12 protein-coding genes are annotated in these 14,032 nt (G+C 72.6%); 4 read left to right on the top strand and 8 right to left on the bottom strand.

The genetic code is table 11. The annotated features are described in order from the left end of the window. Nucleotides 1–232 precede the first annotated feature (232 nt). Both ACH4FX_RS02360 and ACH4FX_RS02355 read left to right on the top strand, forming a co-directional pair. Entirely contained in the window at nucleotides 233–1,903 is a 1,671-nt protein-coding gene (locus ACH4FX_RS02360; protein WP_398474305.1) for a sodium:solute symporter family protein, read from the top strand. 29 nt (nucleotides 1,904–1,932) lie between these two features. Then, nucleotides 1,933–2,229: a hypothetical protein gene (locus tag ACH4FX_RS02355; protein ID WP_398474304.1), complete on the top strand. Its 297-nt coding sequence runs from the start codon at nucleotides 1,933–1,935 to the stop codon at nucleotides 2,227–2,229. A gap of 13 nt (nucleotides 2,230–2,242) precedes the next feature. Here ACH4FX_RS02355 and ACH4FX_RS02350 read toward each other — a convergent pair whose 3' ends face one another. Then, nucleotides 2,243–2,959, bottom strand: coding sequence for a LuxR C-terminal-related transcriptional regulator (locus ACH4FX_RS02350; protein WP_398474303.1), 717 nt, complete (start codon nucleotides 2,957–2,959; stop codon nucleotides 2,243–2,245). Nucleotides 2,960–3,189: 230 nt separating this feature from the next. Further along, entirely contained in the window at nucleotides 3,190–4,992 is a 1,803-nt protein-coding gene (locus ACH4FX_RS02345; protein WP_398474302.1) for an ABC-F family ATP-binding cassette domain-containing protein, read from the bottom strand. Nucleotides 4,993–5,066: 74 nt separating this feature from the next. Here ACH4FX_RS02345 and ACH4FX_RS02340 point away from each other — a divergent pair, with 74 nt between their 5' ends. After that, entirely contained in the window at nucleotides 5,067–5,798 is a 732-nt protein-coding gene (locus tag ACH4FX_RS02340) for an alpha/beta hydrolase (RefSeq protein ID WP_398474301.1), read from the top strand. 87 nt (nucleotides 5,799–5,885) lie between these two features. Here ACH4FX_RS02340 and ACH4FX_RS02335 read toward each other — a convergent pair whose 3' ends face one another. The 6 genes from ACH4FX_RS02335 to rsmI all read right to left on the bottom strand — a co-directional run bounded on the left by ACH4FX_RS02335 (nucleotide 5,886) and on the right by rsmI (nucleotide 12,067). Beyond that, nucleotides 5,886–6,791: a 4-(cytidine 5'-diphospho)-2-C-methyl-D-erythritol kinase gene (locus tag ACH4FX_RS02335; RefSeq protein ID WP_398474300.1), complete on the bottom strand. Its 906-nt coding sequence runs from the start codon at nucleotides 6,789–6,791 to the stop codon at nucleotides 5,886–5,888. Continuing rightward, a complete protein-coding gene (rsmA, locus tag ACH4FX_RS02330) occupies nucleotides 6,788–7,696 on the bottom strand; it encodes a 16S rRNA (adenine(1518)-N(6)/adenine(1519)-N(6))-dimethyltransferase RsmA (RefSeq protein ID WP_398474299.1) in 909 nt (302 codons plus the stop codon). Before rsmA ends, ACH4FX_RS02335 begins: the two co-directional genes overlap by 4 nt. A gap of 109 nt (nucleotides 7,697–7,805) precedes the next feature. Further along, entirely contained in the window at nucleotides 7,806–9,494 is a 1,689-nt protein-coding gene (locus ACH4FX_RS02325) for a ubiquitin-like domain-containing protein (protein WP_398474298.1), read from the bottom strand. Between the two features lie 126 nt (nucleotides 9,495–9,620). Continuing rightward, entirely contained in the window at nucleotides 9,621–10,496 is an 876-nt protein-coding gene (locus ACH4FX_RS02320; RefSeq protein WP_398474297.1) for a TatD family hydrolase, read from the bottom strand. Nucleotides 10,497–10,553: 57 nt separating this feature from the next. Continuing rightward, nucleotides 10,554–11,027, bottom strand: a complete 474-nt coding sequence (locus tag ACH4FX_RS02315) for a hypothetical protein (RefSeq protein ID WP_398474296.1) — start codon at nucleotides 11,025–11,027, stop codon at nucleotides 10,554–10,556. A 170-nt stretch (nucleotides 11,028–11,197) separates the two neighbouring features. After that, nucleotides 11,198–12,067: a 16S rRNA (cytidine(1402)-2'-O)-methyltransferase gene (rsmI, locus tag ACH4FX_RS02310; RefSeq protein WP_398474295.1), complete on the bottom strand. Its 870-nt coding sequence runs from the start codon at nucleotides 12,065–12,067 to the stop codon at nucleotides 11,198–11,200. Nucleotides 12,068–12,176: 109 nt separating this feature from the next. Between rsmI and ACH4FX_RS02305 the strand changes: the two genes are divergently transcribed. Beyond that, nucleotides 12,177–13,898: a dolichyl-phosphate-mannose--protein mannosyltransferase gene (locus tag ACH4FX_RS02305; protein WP_398474294.1), complete on the top strand. Its 1,722-nt coding sequence runs from the start codon at nucleotides 12,177–12,179 to the stop codon at nucleotides 13,896–13,898. Nucleotides 13,899–14,032: the final 134 nt, after the last annotated feature.

The raw sequence follows: 14,032 nt of genomic DNA, 5'->3' as shown, positions 1-14,032 counted from the left end.
CGGGCGAACCGTCACACCCACCAAACACAAACACACACAATGAAGCACAACTAAACACGCCCGTCAACGCCGGGCCGGGCCGCGCCCCGCCCGGATCTTCCGCCGGAGATTCCCCCACAAAGCGCGTGGCCCCATCACGATCCCACCACGAGAACGAACAAAAGTCTTCAATTTCTGAAGGACGGCGCGTAGGTTCCTGTGCGTTCATCACGCACAGAGAAGTGAGTGCCCCATGATCACCTTGGCCGCAGGGCTACGGCTGCCCACCAACGGGCTCGATTACGCGATTCTGGCCATCTACTTCGTCGTCGTCCTCGGGATCGGCTTCGCCGCCCGGCGCAGCGTGAAGACCAGCCTGGACTTCTTCCTGTCCGGCCGGTCCCTGCCCGCCTGGGTCACCGGCCTCGCCTTCGTCGCCGCCAACCTCGGCGCGACCGAGATCCTGGGCATGGCCGCCACCGGCGCGCAGTACGGCGTCGCCGTCGTGCACTGGTACTGGATCGGCGCCATCCCGGCCATGGTGTTCCTCGGCCTGGTGATGATGCCCTTCTACTACGGCTCACGGGTCCGCTCCGTACCGGAGTTCCTGCTCCAGCGCTTCGACAGGTCGGCACACCTGCTCAGCTCGGTGCTGTTCGCCTTCGCCGCCATCCTGATCGCGGGCGTCAACCTCTACGCGCTGTCGATCGTCGTCGAGGCGCTGCTGGGCTGGCCGCAGTGGGTCGCCATCGTCGTCGCCGGTCTGTTCGTGCTCGCGTACATCACCGTCGGCGGGCTGTCCTCGGCGATCTACAACGAGGTCCTCCAGTTCTTCGTGATCCTGGCCGCGCTCATCCCGATCTGCGTCATCGGCCTCAAGCGGGTCGGCGGCTGGGACGGGCTGACCGCGTCACTGGAGAAGAGCCACGGGCACAGCTTCCTGACGGCCTGGGACGGCACCGGCATCGGGGAGCCCAACGCGCTCGGCGCCAACTGGCTGACGATCGTCCTCGGCCTGGGCTTCGTGCTCTCCTTCGGCTACTGGACCACCAACTTCGCCGAGGTGCAGCGCGCCCTGTCCGCCAAGAACCTCTCCGCCGCGCGGCGCACCCCGCTGATCGCCGCCTTCCCGAAGATGTTCATCGTCTTCCTGGTGATGATCCCCGGCCTGGTCGCCGCGGTCGTCGCGCCGCGCATCGGCCTGGACGGCTCCGGCCTGACGTACAACGACGCGATACCGCTGCTGATGCAGGACCTGCTGCCCAACGGCGTGCTGGGCGTCGCGGTCACCGGTCTGCTGGCCGCCTTCATGGCGGGCATGGCCGCCAACGTCTCGTCGTTCAACACCGTCTTCACCTCCGACATCTGGGCGAAGTACGTCAGGCCCGGCCGGGAGGACCGCTACTACCTGCGGTTCGGCCGGCTGATCACCGCCATCGGCGTGCTGTGCAGCATCGGTACGGCCTTCCTGGCCGCCAGCTTCAGCAACATCATGGGCTACCTCCAGACGCTGTTCTCGTTCTTCAACGTGCCGATGTTCGTGGTCTTCATCATCGGCATGTTCTGGAAGCGGGCCTCGATGAAGTCGGGGGTCTGGGGCCTGGTCGCGGGCACCGGCGCCGCGATGGTCAACTACTTCTGGATCTACAAGCAGGGCATCATCGCCATCCCCACCGACCAGGGCGCCAACTTCGTCTCCGCGATCGTCGCCTTCGTCGTCGGCGCCGTGGTGATGGTCGGCGTCACCCTGTTCACCGAGCCGAAGCCCGAGGCGGAACTCGCCGGTCTGGTCTACGGCACCAGGTCCCCCGGCCTCGCGGAGCCGCCCGCCGAGGGCGACGACGCGTGGTACCGCAGGCCGGCCCTGCTCGGCTGGGGCGCGGTCGTCCTGGCGGCGCTCTGCTACGTCCCGTACTCCTTCTGACGCCCACCCCTGCCGAAGGAAACAGCACCATGAGTGACTACCAGCACGAGGTCGAACTCGAACGCAGGTCCGCCACGGCCGCCCGGCTCTTCGACATCCGCCTCATCATCGGCGGCCTGTTCACGCTCTACGGCGTCATCGTCATGATCGCCGGGTTCACCGCCTCGGACGCGGATCTGAAGAAGGCCCAGGACATCAACATCAACCTCTGGACGGGCGCGGGAATGCTGCTGCTCGGCCTGTTCTTCCTGGCCTGGATCAAGCTCCGCCCCGTCGTCCCGCCGACCGCCGAGGAACTCGCGGCCCTCCAGGACGAGACCGGCTGACCGGCGGCGCCCGTCACGGCGGCGGGTCGGCCTCGGCCCCCGCCGCCTCGCGCGCGCCCGCGCCCCGCGTCGCCGCCCGGTCCAGCAGCCCCGTACGGGCCGCCAGTGCCGCCGCCTCCAGCCGGGAGCCGACGCCCAGCTTCATCAGCACCCGCTGCACATGCGTACGGGCGGTACTCGGCGCGATGCCCATGCCCGCCGCGATCAGCCGGGTGTCCTCGCCCTCCGCGACCCGCACCAGCACCTCCACCTCGCGCGGAGTGAGCATCTGCAGCAGCCGGGCACCCTCGTCATCAGGCTGCGCGGCCGGGTGCAGCAGTTCCTCGAAGGCTTGCTGGAGCAACTGCGGCGCAATCGCCGCCTCGCCCGCCCGCGCCTTCATCATGGCGCGTTCCACGCCCTCGATGCGCTCGTCGTGCCGTACGTATCCCGAAGCGCCCGCGGCGAACGCGGCGGCGATGCCCCGCGGATTGGGCACCGGCCCGAGCACCACCACCGCGACCTGCGGCCGCTCCTTCTTGATCCGTACGACCGGGTCGAAGGCGCCCGGTTCGGCCGGAGCCGCCGTGCCCAGCAGGCACACTTCCGGCGCCCGGCTCACCACCAGGTCCGCCGCCCCGGCGCTCGGGGCGGCCGCCGCGAGCACGCGGTGCCCGCGCAGTTTCAAGGCCGAGGCGAGTGCCTCGGCGAGCAGTCGGTGATCGTCGACCACCATCAGCCGCACGCCCATTGCAGCAACCCCCCAATTCCCCGGCGAGCCCAGCCCCCCCGGCCCCCGCCGGGCCCCTTGTCCCCGGAAGCTACACGCTTGTTCGACATTGCGCGCCCCCTCAGGGGAAGAAGCCTGCCGCAACGCTGAAATCCCGGCCAATCAGGTTCAGTTACGCACACCTTCTTGGCTGTTTATGACAGGAGAGGCGCCAGAGCTGGTCATATGCCACCGGCGGAACACACCATCCGCTACGCGTCCTCCGCCAGCTCCAGCCACCGCATCTCCAGCTCCTCCCGCTCCCCCACCAGTTCCCGCAACTGGGCGTCGAGCCCCGCCACCTTCTCGAAGTCCGTCGCGTGCTCCGCGATCTGCGCGTGCAGCTTCGACTCCTTCTCCCCGATGCGGTCCAGCTGCCGCTCGATCTTCTGGAGTTCCTTCTGCGCCGCCCGCGTGACGGCGGCCGGCTTCTGCTTCGGCGCGGCCTCCACCGGGGCCGGCGCCGGCGCCGCCGCGTCGATCACCTGCTGCCGCCGCTCCAGGTACTCGTCCAGCCCCCGCGGCAGCATCCGCAGGGTCGCGTCGCCCAGCAGCGCGAACACCCGGTCCGTGGTCCGCTCGACGAAATACCGGTCGTGGCTGATGACCACCAACGACCCGGCCCAGCCGTCCAGCAGGTCCTCCAGCTGCGTCAGCGTCTCGATGTCGAGATCGTTGGTCGGCTCGTCCAGGAACAGCACGTTCGGCTCGTCCATCAGCAGCCGCAGGATCTGCAACCGCCGCCGCTCACCGCCCGACAGGTCGCCGACCGGCGTCCACTGCTTCTCCTTGGTGAAACCGAACTTCTCGCACAGCTGCCCCGCGGTCATCTCCCGGCCCTTGCCCAGATCGACCCGCTCGCGCACCCGCTGCACCGCCTCCAGCACCCGGAGCGCCGGATCCAGCTCCGCGACCTCCTGCGACAGATAGGCCAGCTTCACCGTCCTGCCGACCACGATCTTCCCGGCCGCCGGCTGCGCCTCACCGCCCGTCCGCGCCGCCTCGGCCAGCGCCCGCAGCAGCGACGTCTTGCCCGCGCCGTTCACCCCCACCAGCCCGATCCGGTCGCCCGGCCCGAGCTGCCAGGTCAGATGCTTCAGCAGCACCTTCGGCCCGGCCTGGACGGTCACGTCCTCCAGGTCGAAGACGGTCTTGCCCAGCCGCGAGTTGGCGAACCGCATCAGCTCCGCGGTGTCCCGCGGCGGCGGTACGTCCGCGATCAGCTCATTGGCCGCCTCGATACGGAACCGCGGCTTGCTGGTCCGCGCCGGAGCCCCCCGCCGCAGCCAGGCCAGCTCCTTGCGCATCAGGTTCTGCCGCTTGGCCTCTTCACTGGCCGCGATCCGCTCCCGCTCGGCACGGGCGAACACGTAATCGCTGTACCCGCCCTCGTACTCATGGACGTCACCACGCTGCACGTCCCACATCCGCGTACACACCTGGTCCAGGAACCACCGGTCGTGCGTGACACAGACCAGCGCCGACCGCCGGGCCCGCAGGTGCCCGGCGAGCCAGGAGATCCCCTCGACGTCCAGATGGTTCGTCGGCTCGTCCAGAACGATCAGATCCTGCTCGGCGATCAGCAGCTTCGCCAGCGCGATCCGCCGCCGCTCACCACCGGACAGCGGCCCGATCACCGTGTCCAGCCCCTGCCCGAGCCCCGGCAGATCCAGCCCGCCGAACAGCCCCGTCAGCACGTCCCGGATCTTCGCGTTGCCCCGCCACTCGTGATCCGCGAGATCGCCGATCACCTCGTGCCGCACGGTCGCGGCCGGGTCCAGCGAATCGTGCTGGGTCAGCACCCCCAGCCGCAGCCCGCTGTTGTGCGTGACCCGCCCGTCATCGGCGCTCTCCAGCTTGGCGAGAATCCGGATCAAGGTGGTCTTGCCGTCGCCGTTGCGCCCCACGACGCCGATCCGGTCCCCTTCATTGACACCCAGGGAAACGCCGTCGAGCAGCGCACGCGTCCCGTACACCTTGCCCACGGCTTCCAGATTGACGAGGTTGACGGCCATATCGCTCCTGCACTTCGGATCGGTCGGCCTCCCAGCCTAGTCGGCACGCCCACACCGCCGGATACCGTGCGCCCATGGCAACGGACACACGCACCTACGGCCCCAGCGGCAAACAGCTGGACATCCACCGCCCCACCGGCGGACCGCCCACCGCCCACACCGTCCTGTTGTGGCACGGCACCGGCCCCGACGAACGCGACGTCCTGCGCCCGCTGGCCCGTACCGCCGCGGCCCACGGCCTGACGGTCCTCGTACCGGACTGGCGCTCCGACGCCGCGGACGACGGCCGCGGCCACCTCCTGGAATCCCTGGCCTTCGCCCGCACCTTCGCCCAGGAGGAAACCGGCGGTGCCCTCACCCTCGCCGGCTGGTCGGCCGGCGCGGGCGCCGCCCTGGCGACAGCCCTCCACCCGGCCCTCACCGCGGGCCACCCCCCGACCGCGGTACTGGCCCTCTCCGGCCGCTACGACCTCCCCGCCCGCACCACCGGCACCTCGCCCCTGGCCGACCTGGCCGAGGGCCGGTTCCCCACCGCGCCCGTACACCTGCTGCACGGCGGGAAGGACACGGTGATCCCCGCAGCCCACTCCCAGACGATGGCGGAGGCACTGCGCCAGGCAGGCCACCCGGTCACCTACACCGAACTCCCCACGGATCATGCTGGCACGATCATGACCGAGTACGATCCGGCCACCAACCGCTGCCGCCCCACCAACGTCGAGGCGGCACTGGCCGCGGGCAAGGCAGCGGTGCAGCTGCTGCTGGACGCGGCAGGTAACGCCCGCGAGGGCTCAACGGCGCCGTAGGGGTTCCCCCCGGCCGGAGGCTGGGGGAGAGACCCCGTAGAGGGGCCCCGGGCACCCACCCACCGAACCGTAGGCGAAACGCGCGCCCTAGAGCACGGTCGCCCCCGGAACCGGCCCCACCGCCACCCGCGCAGCCCGGCAAGTACCGGACGCCGCCAAAGCCTCCGCCACCACCCCGGCGGCCTCCGCGTCCTTCGCCAGGAACGCCGTCGTAGGCCCGGACCCGGACACCAGCCCGGCCAGCGCCCCAGCCGCCACCCCCGCCTCCAGCGTCGCGGCCAACGACGGCCGCAACGACAGCGCCGCAGCCTGAAGGCCGTTGGACAGCACACCGGCCAGCGCCCCCGCGTCCCCCGCCCGCAGCGCACCGAGCAGCGCGGGCGACGCCTCCGGCTCCGGCACGTCCACCCCCGCGTTCAGCCGGTCGAACTCCCGGTACACGGCCGGCGTCGACAGCCCCCCGTCGGCCACCGCGAACACCCAGTGGAACGGCCCGCCCACCTCCAGCGGCGTCAGCAGTTCACCGCGCCCGCGCCCCAGCGCCGCCCCGCCCACCAGCGAGAACGGCACATCGCTGCCCAGCTCGGCACAGATCGACAGCAGCTCGTCGCGCGAGGCACCGGTGCCCCACAGAGCGTCGCACGCCACCAGCGCGCCCGCCGCGTCCGCGCTGCCGCCCGCCATGCCGCCCGCGACGGGAATGTCCTTGTCGATGTGCAGGTGCACATCGGGCGCGATGCCGTACCGCGCCGCGAGGAGCTCCGCGGCGCGCGCGGCCAGGTTCGTACGGTCCAGCGGGACACGGTCGGTGTCGGGCCCGGTCGCGGTGACGCGGAGGGACGCGGCACGCGTGGCCGTGACCTCGTCGTACAGCCCGACGGCCAGGAAGACGTTGGCCAGGTCGTGGAACCCGTCCGGCCGCGCGCCACCGACGGCGAGCTGGACGTTGACCTTGGCGGGTACGCGGACGGTGACGGCGGACCGGTCGGTCACGCGGCGCTCCCCTCGTGGCCGGGCCCCTCGTGGCCGGGCCGGTTCTCGGCGATACGGGCGAATTCCGCCACCGTCAGCGACTCCCCCCGCGCCTGCGGCGAGACCCCCGCGGCGACCAGCGCGGCCTCGGCCGCGGCCGCGGACCCGGCCCACCCGGCCAGCGCCGCCCGCAGCGTCTTGCGGCGCTGCGCGAACGCCGCGTCCACGACGGCGAAGACCTCGTCGCGGCTCGCGGTGGTCTCGACGGGCTTCTCGCGGCGGACCAGCGAGACCAGCCCGGAGTCGACGTTCGGCGCGGGCCAGAAGACGTTGCGCCCGATGGCCCCGGCCCGCTTGACCTCCGCGTACCAGTTGGCCTTGACCGACGGCACGCCGTAGACCTTGTTGCCGGGCCGGGCCGCGAGCCGGTCGGCGACCTCGGACTGCACCATGACCAGGGTGCGGTCGATGGTCGGGAACGTCGCGAGCATGTGGAGCAGCACCGGCACCGCGACGTTGTACGGGAGGTTGGCGACCAGCGCGGTGGGCGCCGGCCCGGGCAGCTCCCGCACGAGCATGGCGTCGCTGTGCACGAGCGCGAAGCGGTCCGCGCGGGCGGGCAGCCGCGCCTCGACGGTGGACGGCAGCGCGGCGGCCAGTACGTCGTCGATCTCGACGGCGGTGACCCGGTCGGCGGCCTCCAGCAGCGCCAGGGTCAGCGAGCCGAGCCCGGGGCCGACCTCGACGACGACGTCGTCCGGCCGGACCTCGGCGGTGCGCACGATGCGCCGGACGGTGTTGGCGTCGATGACGAAGTTCTGGCCGCGCTGCTTGGTGGGACGTACGCCCAGCGCCGCGGCCAGTTCGCGGATGTCGGCGGCGCCCAGGAGAGGGCCGGGCTCGTCGGTGGGACTGCTGTTGCTCACCCGTGCAGCTTACGGCGCGCCGCGGCCACCGCCCACGCACCCGCAGCCCTGCCCGGCGGAGCCCCACGCAGCCGCACCCGCCGCCGGAGCCCCACGCACCCGCAGCCCCTCAGTCGTGCAGCCTGCGCCCGCACACCGGCCAGGGGCTGGCCCCCCGGCTGATGTACAGCTTCTTGGCCCGGTACGTCTGCTCCCGGGCGGGCGCGTCCTGCGGCCGTCCGCTCCCGCCCAGGCCGCGCCAGGTGCTGGTGTCGAACTGGTAGAGCCCGCCGTACGTGCCGGAGGCGTCCACCGCGTCCGGCCGGCCGCCCGCCTCGCACTGGGCGAGCGCGCCCCAGTTCAGGTGGTCGGCGCCGGCGACCCGCGGCGGCACCTGCTTGGTGCCGACGTGCACGATCCGGTCGCGCGGTACGCGGACGACCTCCGAGCCGACCTTCTTCGGCTTCTGCTGGACGCCGTTGACCGTGCGCACCTCGTACGTGAGGCGCCGGATGCCGGGCTGTCCCTGCCGTACGACCGTCTCGGTGCCCTTGAACAGCGTCGGGTCGGCCTTCTTGACCGTCTCGAACGGGATGATCTCCTCGCGGACCTTCTCGGCGCCGGTGATCCGCAGGACGGAGACGGTCTGGCCGTCGCGCGGGAAGGACTCGGGCGCCACGGAGGTGGTGTCCTCGCCGCGCAGCACGATGCCCGCCTGGTCGAGGGCCTCGCGGACGGTGGCGGCGTTGGTGCGGACGGTGTGCTCGCGGCCGTCGGCGAGGAAGGTGACGCTGCGCTCGGTGCGTACGTCCAGGTCGAGGCCGTTGCGGCCGATGGGCCGGGTGGGGTCGGCGGACAGATGGGCGCCCTCGGCGCGCACCCCGAGCTGGCGCAGCGCGCCGCCGACGGTCTCGGCGGTCGTCCAGACCTCGCGGCGTTCGCCGTCCAGGGTGAGCCGGACCGGCCGCCCGTAGCGGACGACGACCTGGTCGCCGCTGGTCAGCTCGGCGTCGGCGGCGGGCCGGACGAGGTCGTGCTCGCCGACCTCCACGTCCTCGTCGGCGAGCAGGTCGCCGACGTCGGCGGCGAAGGTGTGCAGGGTGCGCGGTTCGCCGTCCACGTCGATGCGGACGGCCTTGTCGTGGGCGATGAACGCGGACGTGCCGCCGGCGAGGAAGGCCACGACCAGGGCCTGCGGCAGCAGCCGGCGGCGCGCTTCGGGGCCGTCGGCGCCCCGGCGGTCCACGGTGCCGAGGCGGTCGGCCATGCCGCGGCGGTGGGCGGTGCCGCGGGCGGCCCGCCGGGCGGCGGCCCGGCCGCCCCGGGGAGGGGTGGTCGTCACCTCGGCGAGGTCGTCGCGCAGCGGCACCAGCGGCCCCTGGTGCGGCACCCGCCCCGGCGGGGCGGCGGGCACCTCGGAGACGGCGGGCGCCGGTGCCTCCGGCGCCTCGCTCCCGCCGGGGCCCGCGTACCCGCCGGGCGTCTCCTGCGGCGGCACGACGTCGTGCCGCTGCGTCGCGTCATGACGCTGTGTCGCGTCGTGGCGCTGCGGGCCGGCGTGCTCGTACCGGTCGTACGCGCCCGTCCCGTACGCACCCGCTCCGTAAGCGCCCGAACCGTACGCGCCGGAGCCGTACGCCTCGTACACGTCGTACGTCCCGTGTTCGCCGTACGCCCCGTACGTTCCGTACGCGCCGTACTCCCCGTACGGCGCGTACCTCCCGTACGGATCGGGGGCCTCGACGGCTCCGTCCCGCGGCTCGGCGCCCGGTCCGTATCCGCCGTGCGCGACGCGGTGGCTGCCCTGCGAATGAGTCACGACGCTCCACATGCCACGAGTCGGGGTTGTGGGGCCGGAATGTAGCGGAGCGCCGGTGACTCTCCAAAGCGGACCCGCTACACAGTGTCGTCGCGCTATCCTGCCGCGCCGCTCCCCGGGTGCCGCTCAGCGGCCGAAGGCGCGCTCCGTGTTGGCGGCCACGGCGGTGGCCAGCGCGTCCTCCGTCATCCCCTTGACCTCGGCCATGGCCCGCAGCGTGACCGGAACGAGATACGGGGCGTTAGGCCGTCCGCGGTACGGCGCGGGCGTCAGGAAGGGCGCGTCGGTCTCCACGAGCACCAGTTCGGGCGGGGCGACGGCCAGCGCGTCGCGCAGCGGCTGGGCGTTCTTGAAGGTGACGTTGCCCGCGAAGGACATGTAGTACCCGGCCTCGGCGCAGATCTTGGCCATCTCGGCGTCGCCCGAGTAGCAATGGAAGACGACGCGGTCCGGGGCACCCTCTTCGCGCAGGATGCGCAACACGTCGTCGTGGGCCTCCCGGTCGTGGATGACCAGGGCCTTGCCGTGCCGCTTGGCGATCTCGATGTGGGCGCGGAAGGAGCGCTGCTGGGCGGCCATGCCGTCCGGTCCGGTACGGAAGTGGTCCAGACCGGTCTCGCCGACGCCGCGGACGTGCGGCAGTGCCGCCAGCGCGTCGATCTCGGCGAGCGCCGCGTCCAGGGCGGCGTCCCCGCCGGCCTCGCGGGCTCCCTGCCGCGACCAGCCGTCCGGATCACCGAGCACGATCCGCGGCGCCTCGTTGGGGTGCAGCGCGACCGTCGCGTGCACCGCGTCGTACGCGGCGGCGGTCTCCGCGGCCCAGCGCGAGCCGTTCACGTCGCAGCCCACCTGGACGACGGTGGTGACGCCGACCGAGGCGGCCTTGGCGAGGGCGTCCTCGACCGAGCCCTCCTGCATGTCCAGATGTGTGTGCGAGTCCGCCACCGCCACCCGAAGCGGTTCGGGCAGCGGCGGCGGCGCGTCCTTGGTGCTCCTGCTCATGGCCGCGATCCTACGAGGGGCCGGTGACGGCCACCCGTGGGGACCGCGGCGGCCGGCTCACCTGCGGTGGTGCTGGAAGGGGTGGAGCAGGTCCGCGAGGTGCCAGTGGTGGCGTTCCCGGTGCCCGTCCGCCGTGCCGTCGCCGTCGGTGCGCTCGTTCTGCTGCGGTACGGCTCCCGCGCCCGCGCCCGCGTGGCCTTCGGCGGCGCCCGCCGAGGGCTGCTCGTAGAGGCCGGCCAGCGCCCGGGAGACCATCGAGACCTGTCCGGCCCGCATGATGCGCACGACGTTGCCGCCGCAGTTCAGGCAGGTGGGCCGGGTCAGGGGGGAGGGTACGCGCTCGCCGTCCGCGTAGTACACACAGTGTGCGCGCCCGTCCGCGTCGACGTGGTGCCGTATTTCGTACGACTGCTCCCAGCCGTGGCCGCACCGCATGCACGCGAAGGCGTACGCCTCGTGCGCCGGGGGGTCGGTCCTGGGGATGGGGTGGGCGCCGGTGGTGATGCCCGGCGTACGCGCGATGTCACTCATAGCCGCTCCTCTTGCCCGCTGGACAAGGTCTCCGGGGACGAACGTCCCACCTCCCAGGGAACGCCTTTCCCGGCGGTGGCGCAGCAGGGCCTCCTACCTGTTGGCACAGATTTGGCGGGGTGTAGAGAATGCGCCCGGCTGCGCGGCCCACGTTTTACTTTCCAGGCTAGTCATTTACCTTCCGCTGGTCCCGTCCGCGCCGCATTCTTTGCCGCCACGACGGCATCGAACACCTCGCGCTTGGGCAGACCGGTCTCGGCGGCGACGGCCGCGATGGCCTCCTTGCGACGCTCCCCGGCCTCCTCCCTGACGTGTACGCGGCGTACGAGTTCGTCCGGGCCGAGGTCCTGCGGGCCGGTCTGCGGGGCGCCCTCCACGACGATGGTGATCTCGCCGCGTACGCCCTCCGCCGCCCACGCGGCCAGATCCTCCAGCGGCCCGCGCCGTACCTCCTCGTACGTCTTGGTCAGCTCGCGGCAGACCGCGGCGCGGCGGTCGGCGCCGAAGACCTCGGTCATCGCGGCGAGGGTGTCGTCCAGGCGGTGCGGGGCCTCGAAGTACACGAGGGTGCGGCGCTCGTCGGCCACCTCGCGCAGCCGGGAGCGGCGCTCGCCGCCCTTGCGCGGCAGGAAGCCCTCGAAGCAGAACCGGTCCACGGGCAGGCCGGAGACGGCGAGCGCGGTGAGCACCGCGCTGGGGCCGGGCACCGCGGTGACCTTGACGCCGCGCTCGACGGCGGCGGCGACCAGCCGGTAGCCGGGGTCGGAGACGGAGGGCATGCCGGCGTCGGTGACGAGCAGGACGCGGGCGCCCGCGTCGAGGGCGTCGGCCAGCTCGGGCGTGCGGGCCGCCTCGTTGCCCTCGAAGTACGACACGACGCGGCCGGTCGTGTGCACGCCGAGCGCCTGGGTCAGGCGGCGCAGCCGCCGGGTGTCCTCGGCGGCGATCACCTCGGCCGCCGCCAGTTCGGCGGCGAGCCGCGGCGGCGCGTCCGCGACGTCGCCGATGGGCGTCCCTGCAAGTACCAGCGTTCCAGTCACGCCCCCATCCTCCCAGCCGTACGGCCCGCCGTGCTCCGGCGGCGGGCCGCGCCGGACCCGGCCGTGCCGCCCCCGCGTCCCGCACAGGCCGCTTCCCTACGATGGGCCGGTGACGAGTGACACCGCGACAGACGCCCACCGCGCCGAGGAGCTCGCCGGTCAGCCCCGCCGGTGGCAGCGCAGGCTGCGCCGGTTCGGATACACCGGGGCTCCCCAGGCCGACGCCCGCGAGCGCCTGGTGCCGGCGTTCCCCGAGCCGGGGACGCGGGTGTGGTCGGTGCTGGGCCTGGGCCCGGCCGCCGCGGACCGGCTGGCGCGCTGGTCGGGCTGGGGCGGGCCGCTGCTGGTCGCGCTCTTCGCCGGCCTGCTGCGGTTCTGGAACCTGGGCAGCCCGGCGAAGGTGATATTCGACGAGACGTACTACCCCAAGGACGCCTGGTCGCTGCTCCAGTACGGCTACGAGGGGACCTGGGCGAAGAACGCCAACGACGCGCTGGTCGCCCACCCCCAGGAGATCCTGCTCTCGCCCGAGCGCTCGTACGTCGTCCACCCGCCGCTGGGCAAGTGGATGATCGCACTGGGCGAATGGGCTTTCGGGATGAACCCCTTCGGCTGGCGGTTCATGGTCGCGCTGCTCGGCACCCTGTCGGTGCTGATGGTCTGCCGGATCGGCCGCCGGCTGCTGCGCTCGACCGCGCTGGGCTGCCTGGCGGGTGTGCTGCTGGCGGTGGACGGCCTGCACTTCGTGATGAGCCGCACCGCGCTGCTGGACCTCATCGTCATGTTCTGGGTGGTGGCGGCGTTCGGCTGTCTGCTGGTGGACCGGGACCGCACCCGGGCCCGGCTGGCGGCGGCGCTGCCGGTCGGCGCGGACGGGCTGGCGCGGCCGGACGAGGCGGTGGGCGACCGGCTGCGGCTGGGGTGGCGGCCGTGGCGGCTGGCGGCCGGGCTGTGCCTGGGCCTGTCCGCCGCGAGCAAGTGGAACGGCCTGTACTACCTGGCGGCGTTCGCCGTGCTGATGGTGCTGTGGGACGTGGCCGGGCGGCGCACCGCGGGCGCCCGGCACCCGGTGCGCGCGGTGCTGCGGCGCGACCTGCTGCCCGCCTTCGTCTCGACCGTCGTGGTGGGGATGGCCGCGTACCTGGCGACGTGGACCGGCTGGCTGGTCACCAAGGGCGGCTACTACCGGGACTGGGCCACCAGCCCCGAGGGGCGTGCGTCGGGCTGGACGTGGCTGCCGGACTGGCTGCGCAGCCTGTGGCACTACGAGACCGAGGTCTACGACTTCCACAAGGGCCTGTCCACGCCGCACACCTACCAGTCGAACCCGTGGAGCTGGCTGGTGCAGGGCCGGCCCGTCTCGTACTTCTACGAGGACCCCAAGATGGGGCATGACGGCTGCACGGCGGCCGAGGGCTGTGCGCGGGAGGTGCTCGCGCTGGGCACGCCCCTGCTGTGGTGGGCGGGCTGCTTCGCGCTCCTGTACGTGCTCTACCGCTGGGCCTTCAAGCGGGACTGGCGGGCGGGCGCCATCGCCTGCGGCATCGCGGCGGGCTATCTGCCGTGGTTCCTCTACCAGGACCGCACGATCTTCCTGTTCTACGCGGTGGTGTTCGTGCCGTTCGTGTGCCTGGCACTGGCCATGATGATCGGGGCGATCCTCGGTCCGCCGGGGTCGGGGGAACGGCGGCGGGCGGTCGGCGCGGTCGGCGCCGGGGTGCTCGTCCTGCTCATCATCTGGAACTTCATCTACTTCTACCCGCTCTACACGGGCCAGCCGATCCCCAAGAGCGCCTGGCACAACCGGATGTGGTTCGACACCTGGGTCTAGGCACGGCGCACGGCGCGGCCCGGGACCCGTGGGCGCCACCGGCGTCGCACGCGTCACAGGGCCGAGACTCACCCCCGTACCCCGTGTCCCATAGAGTGCGCTGCACGTTCTTGTGTGCGTGCTGAAGAACGAGG

This window comes from Streptomyces sp. NPDC018019 (genome assembly GCF_044327805.1).
In the GTDB taxonomy this organism is placed as follows: domain Bacteria; phylum Actinomycetota; class Actinomycetes; order Streptomycetales; family Streptomycetaceae; genus Streptomyces.
Note: the sequence above shows the minus strand (reverse complement) of the source record. Positions and strands in the feature narration are given on the sequence as shown.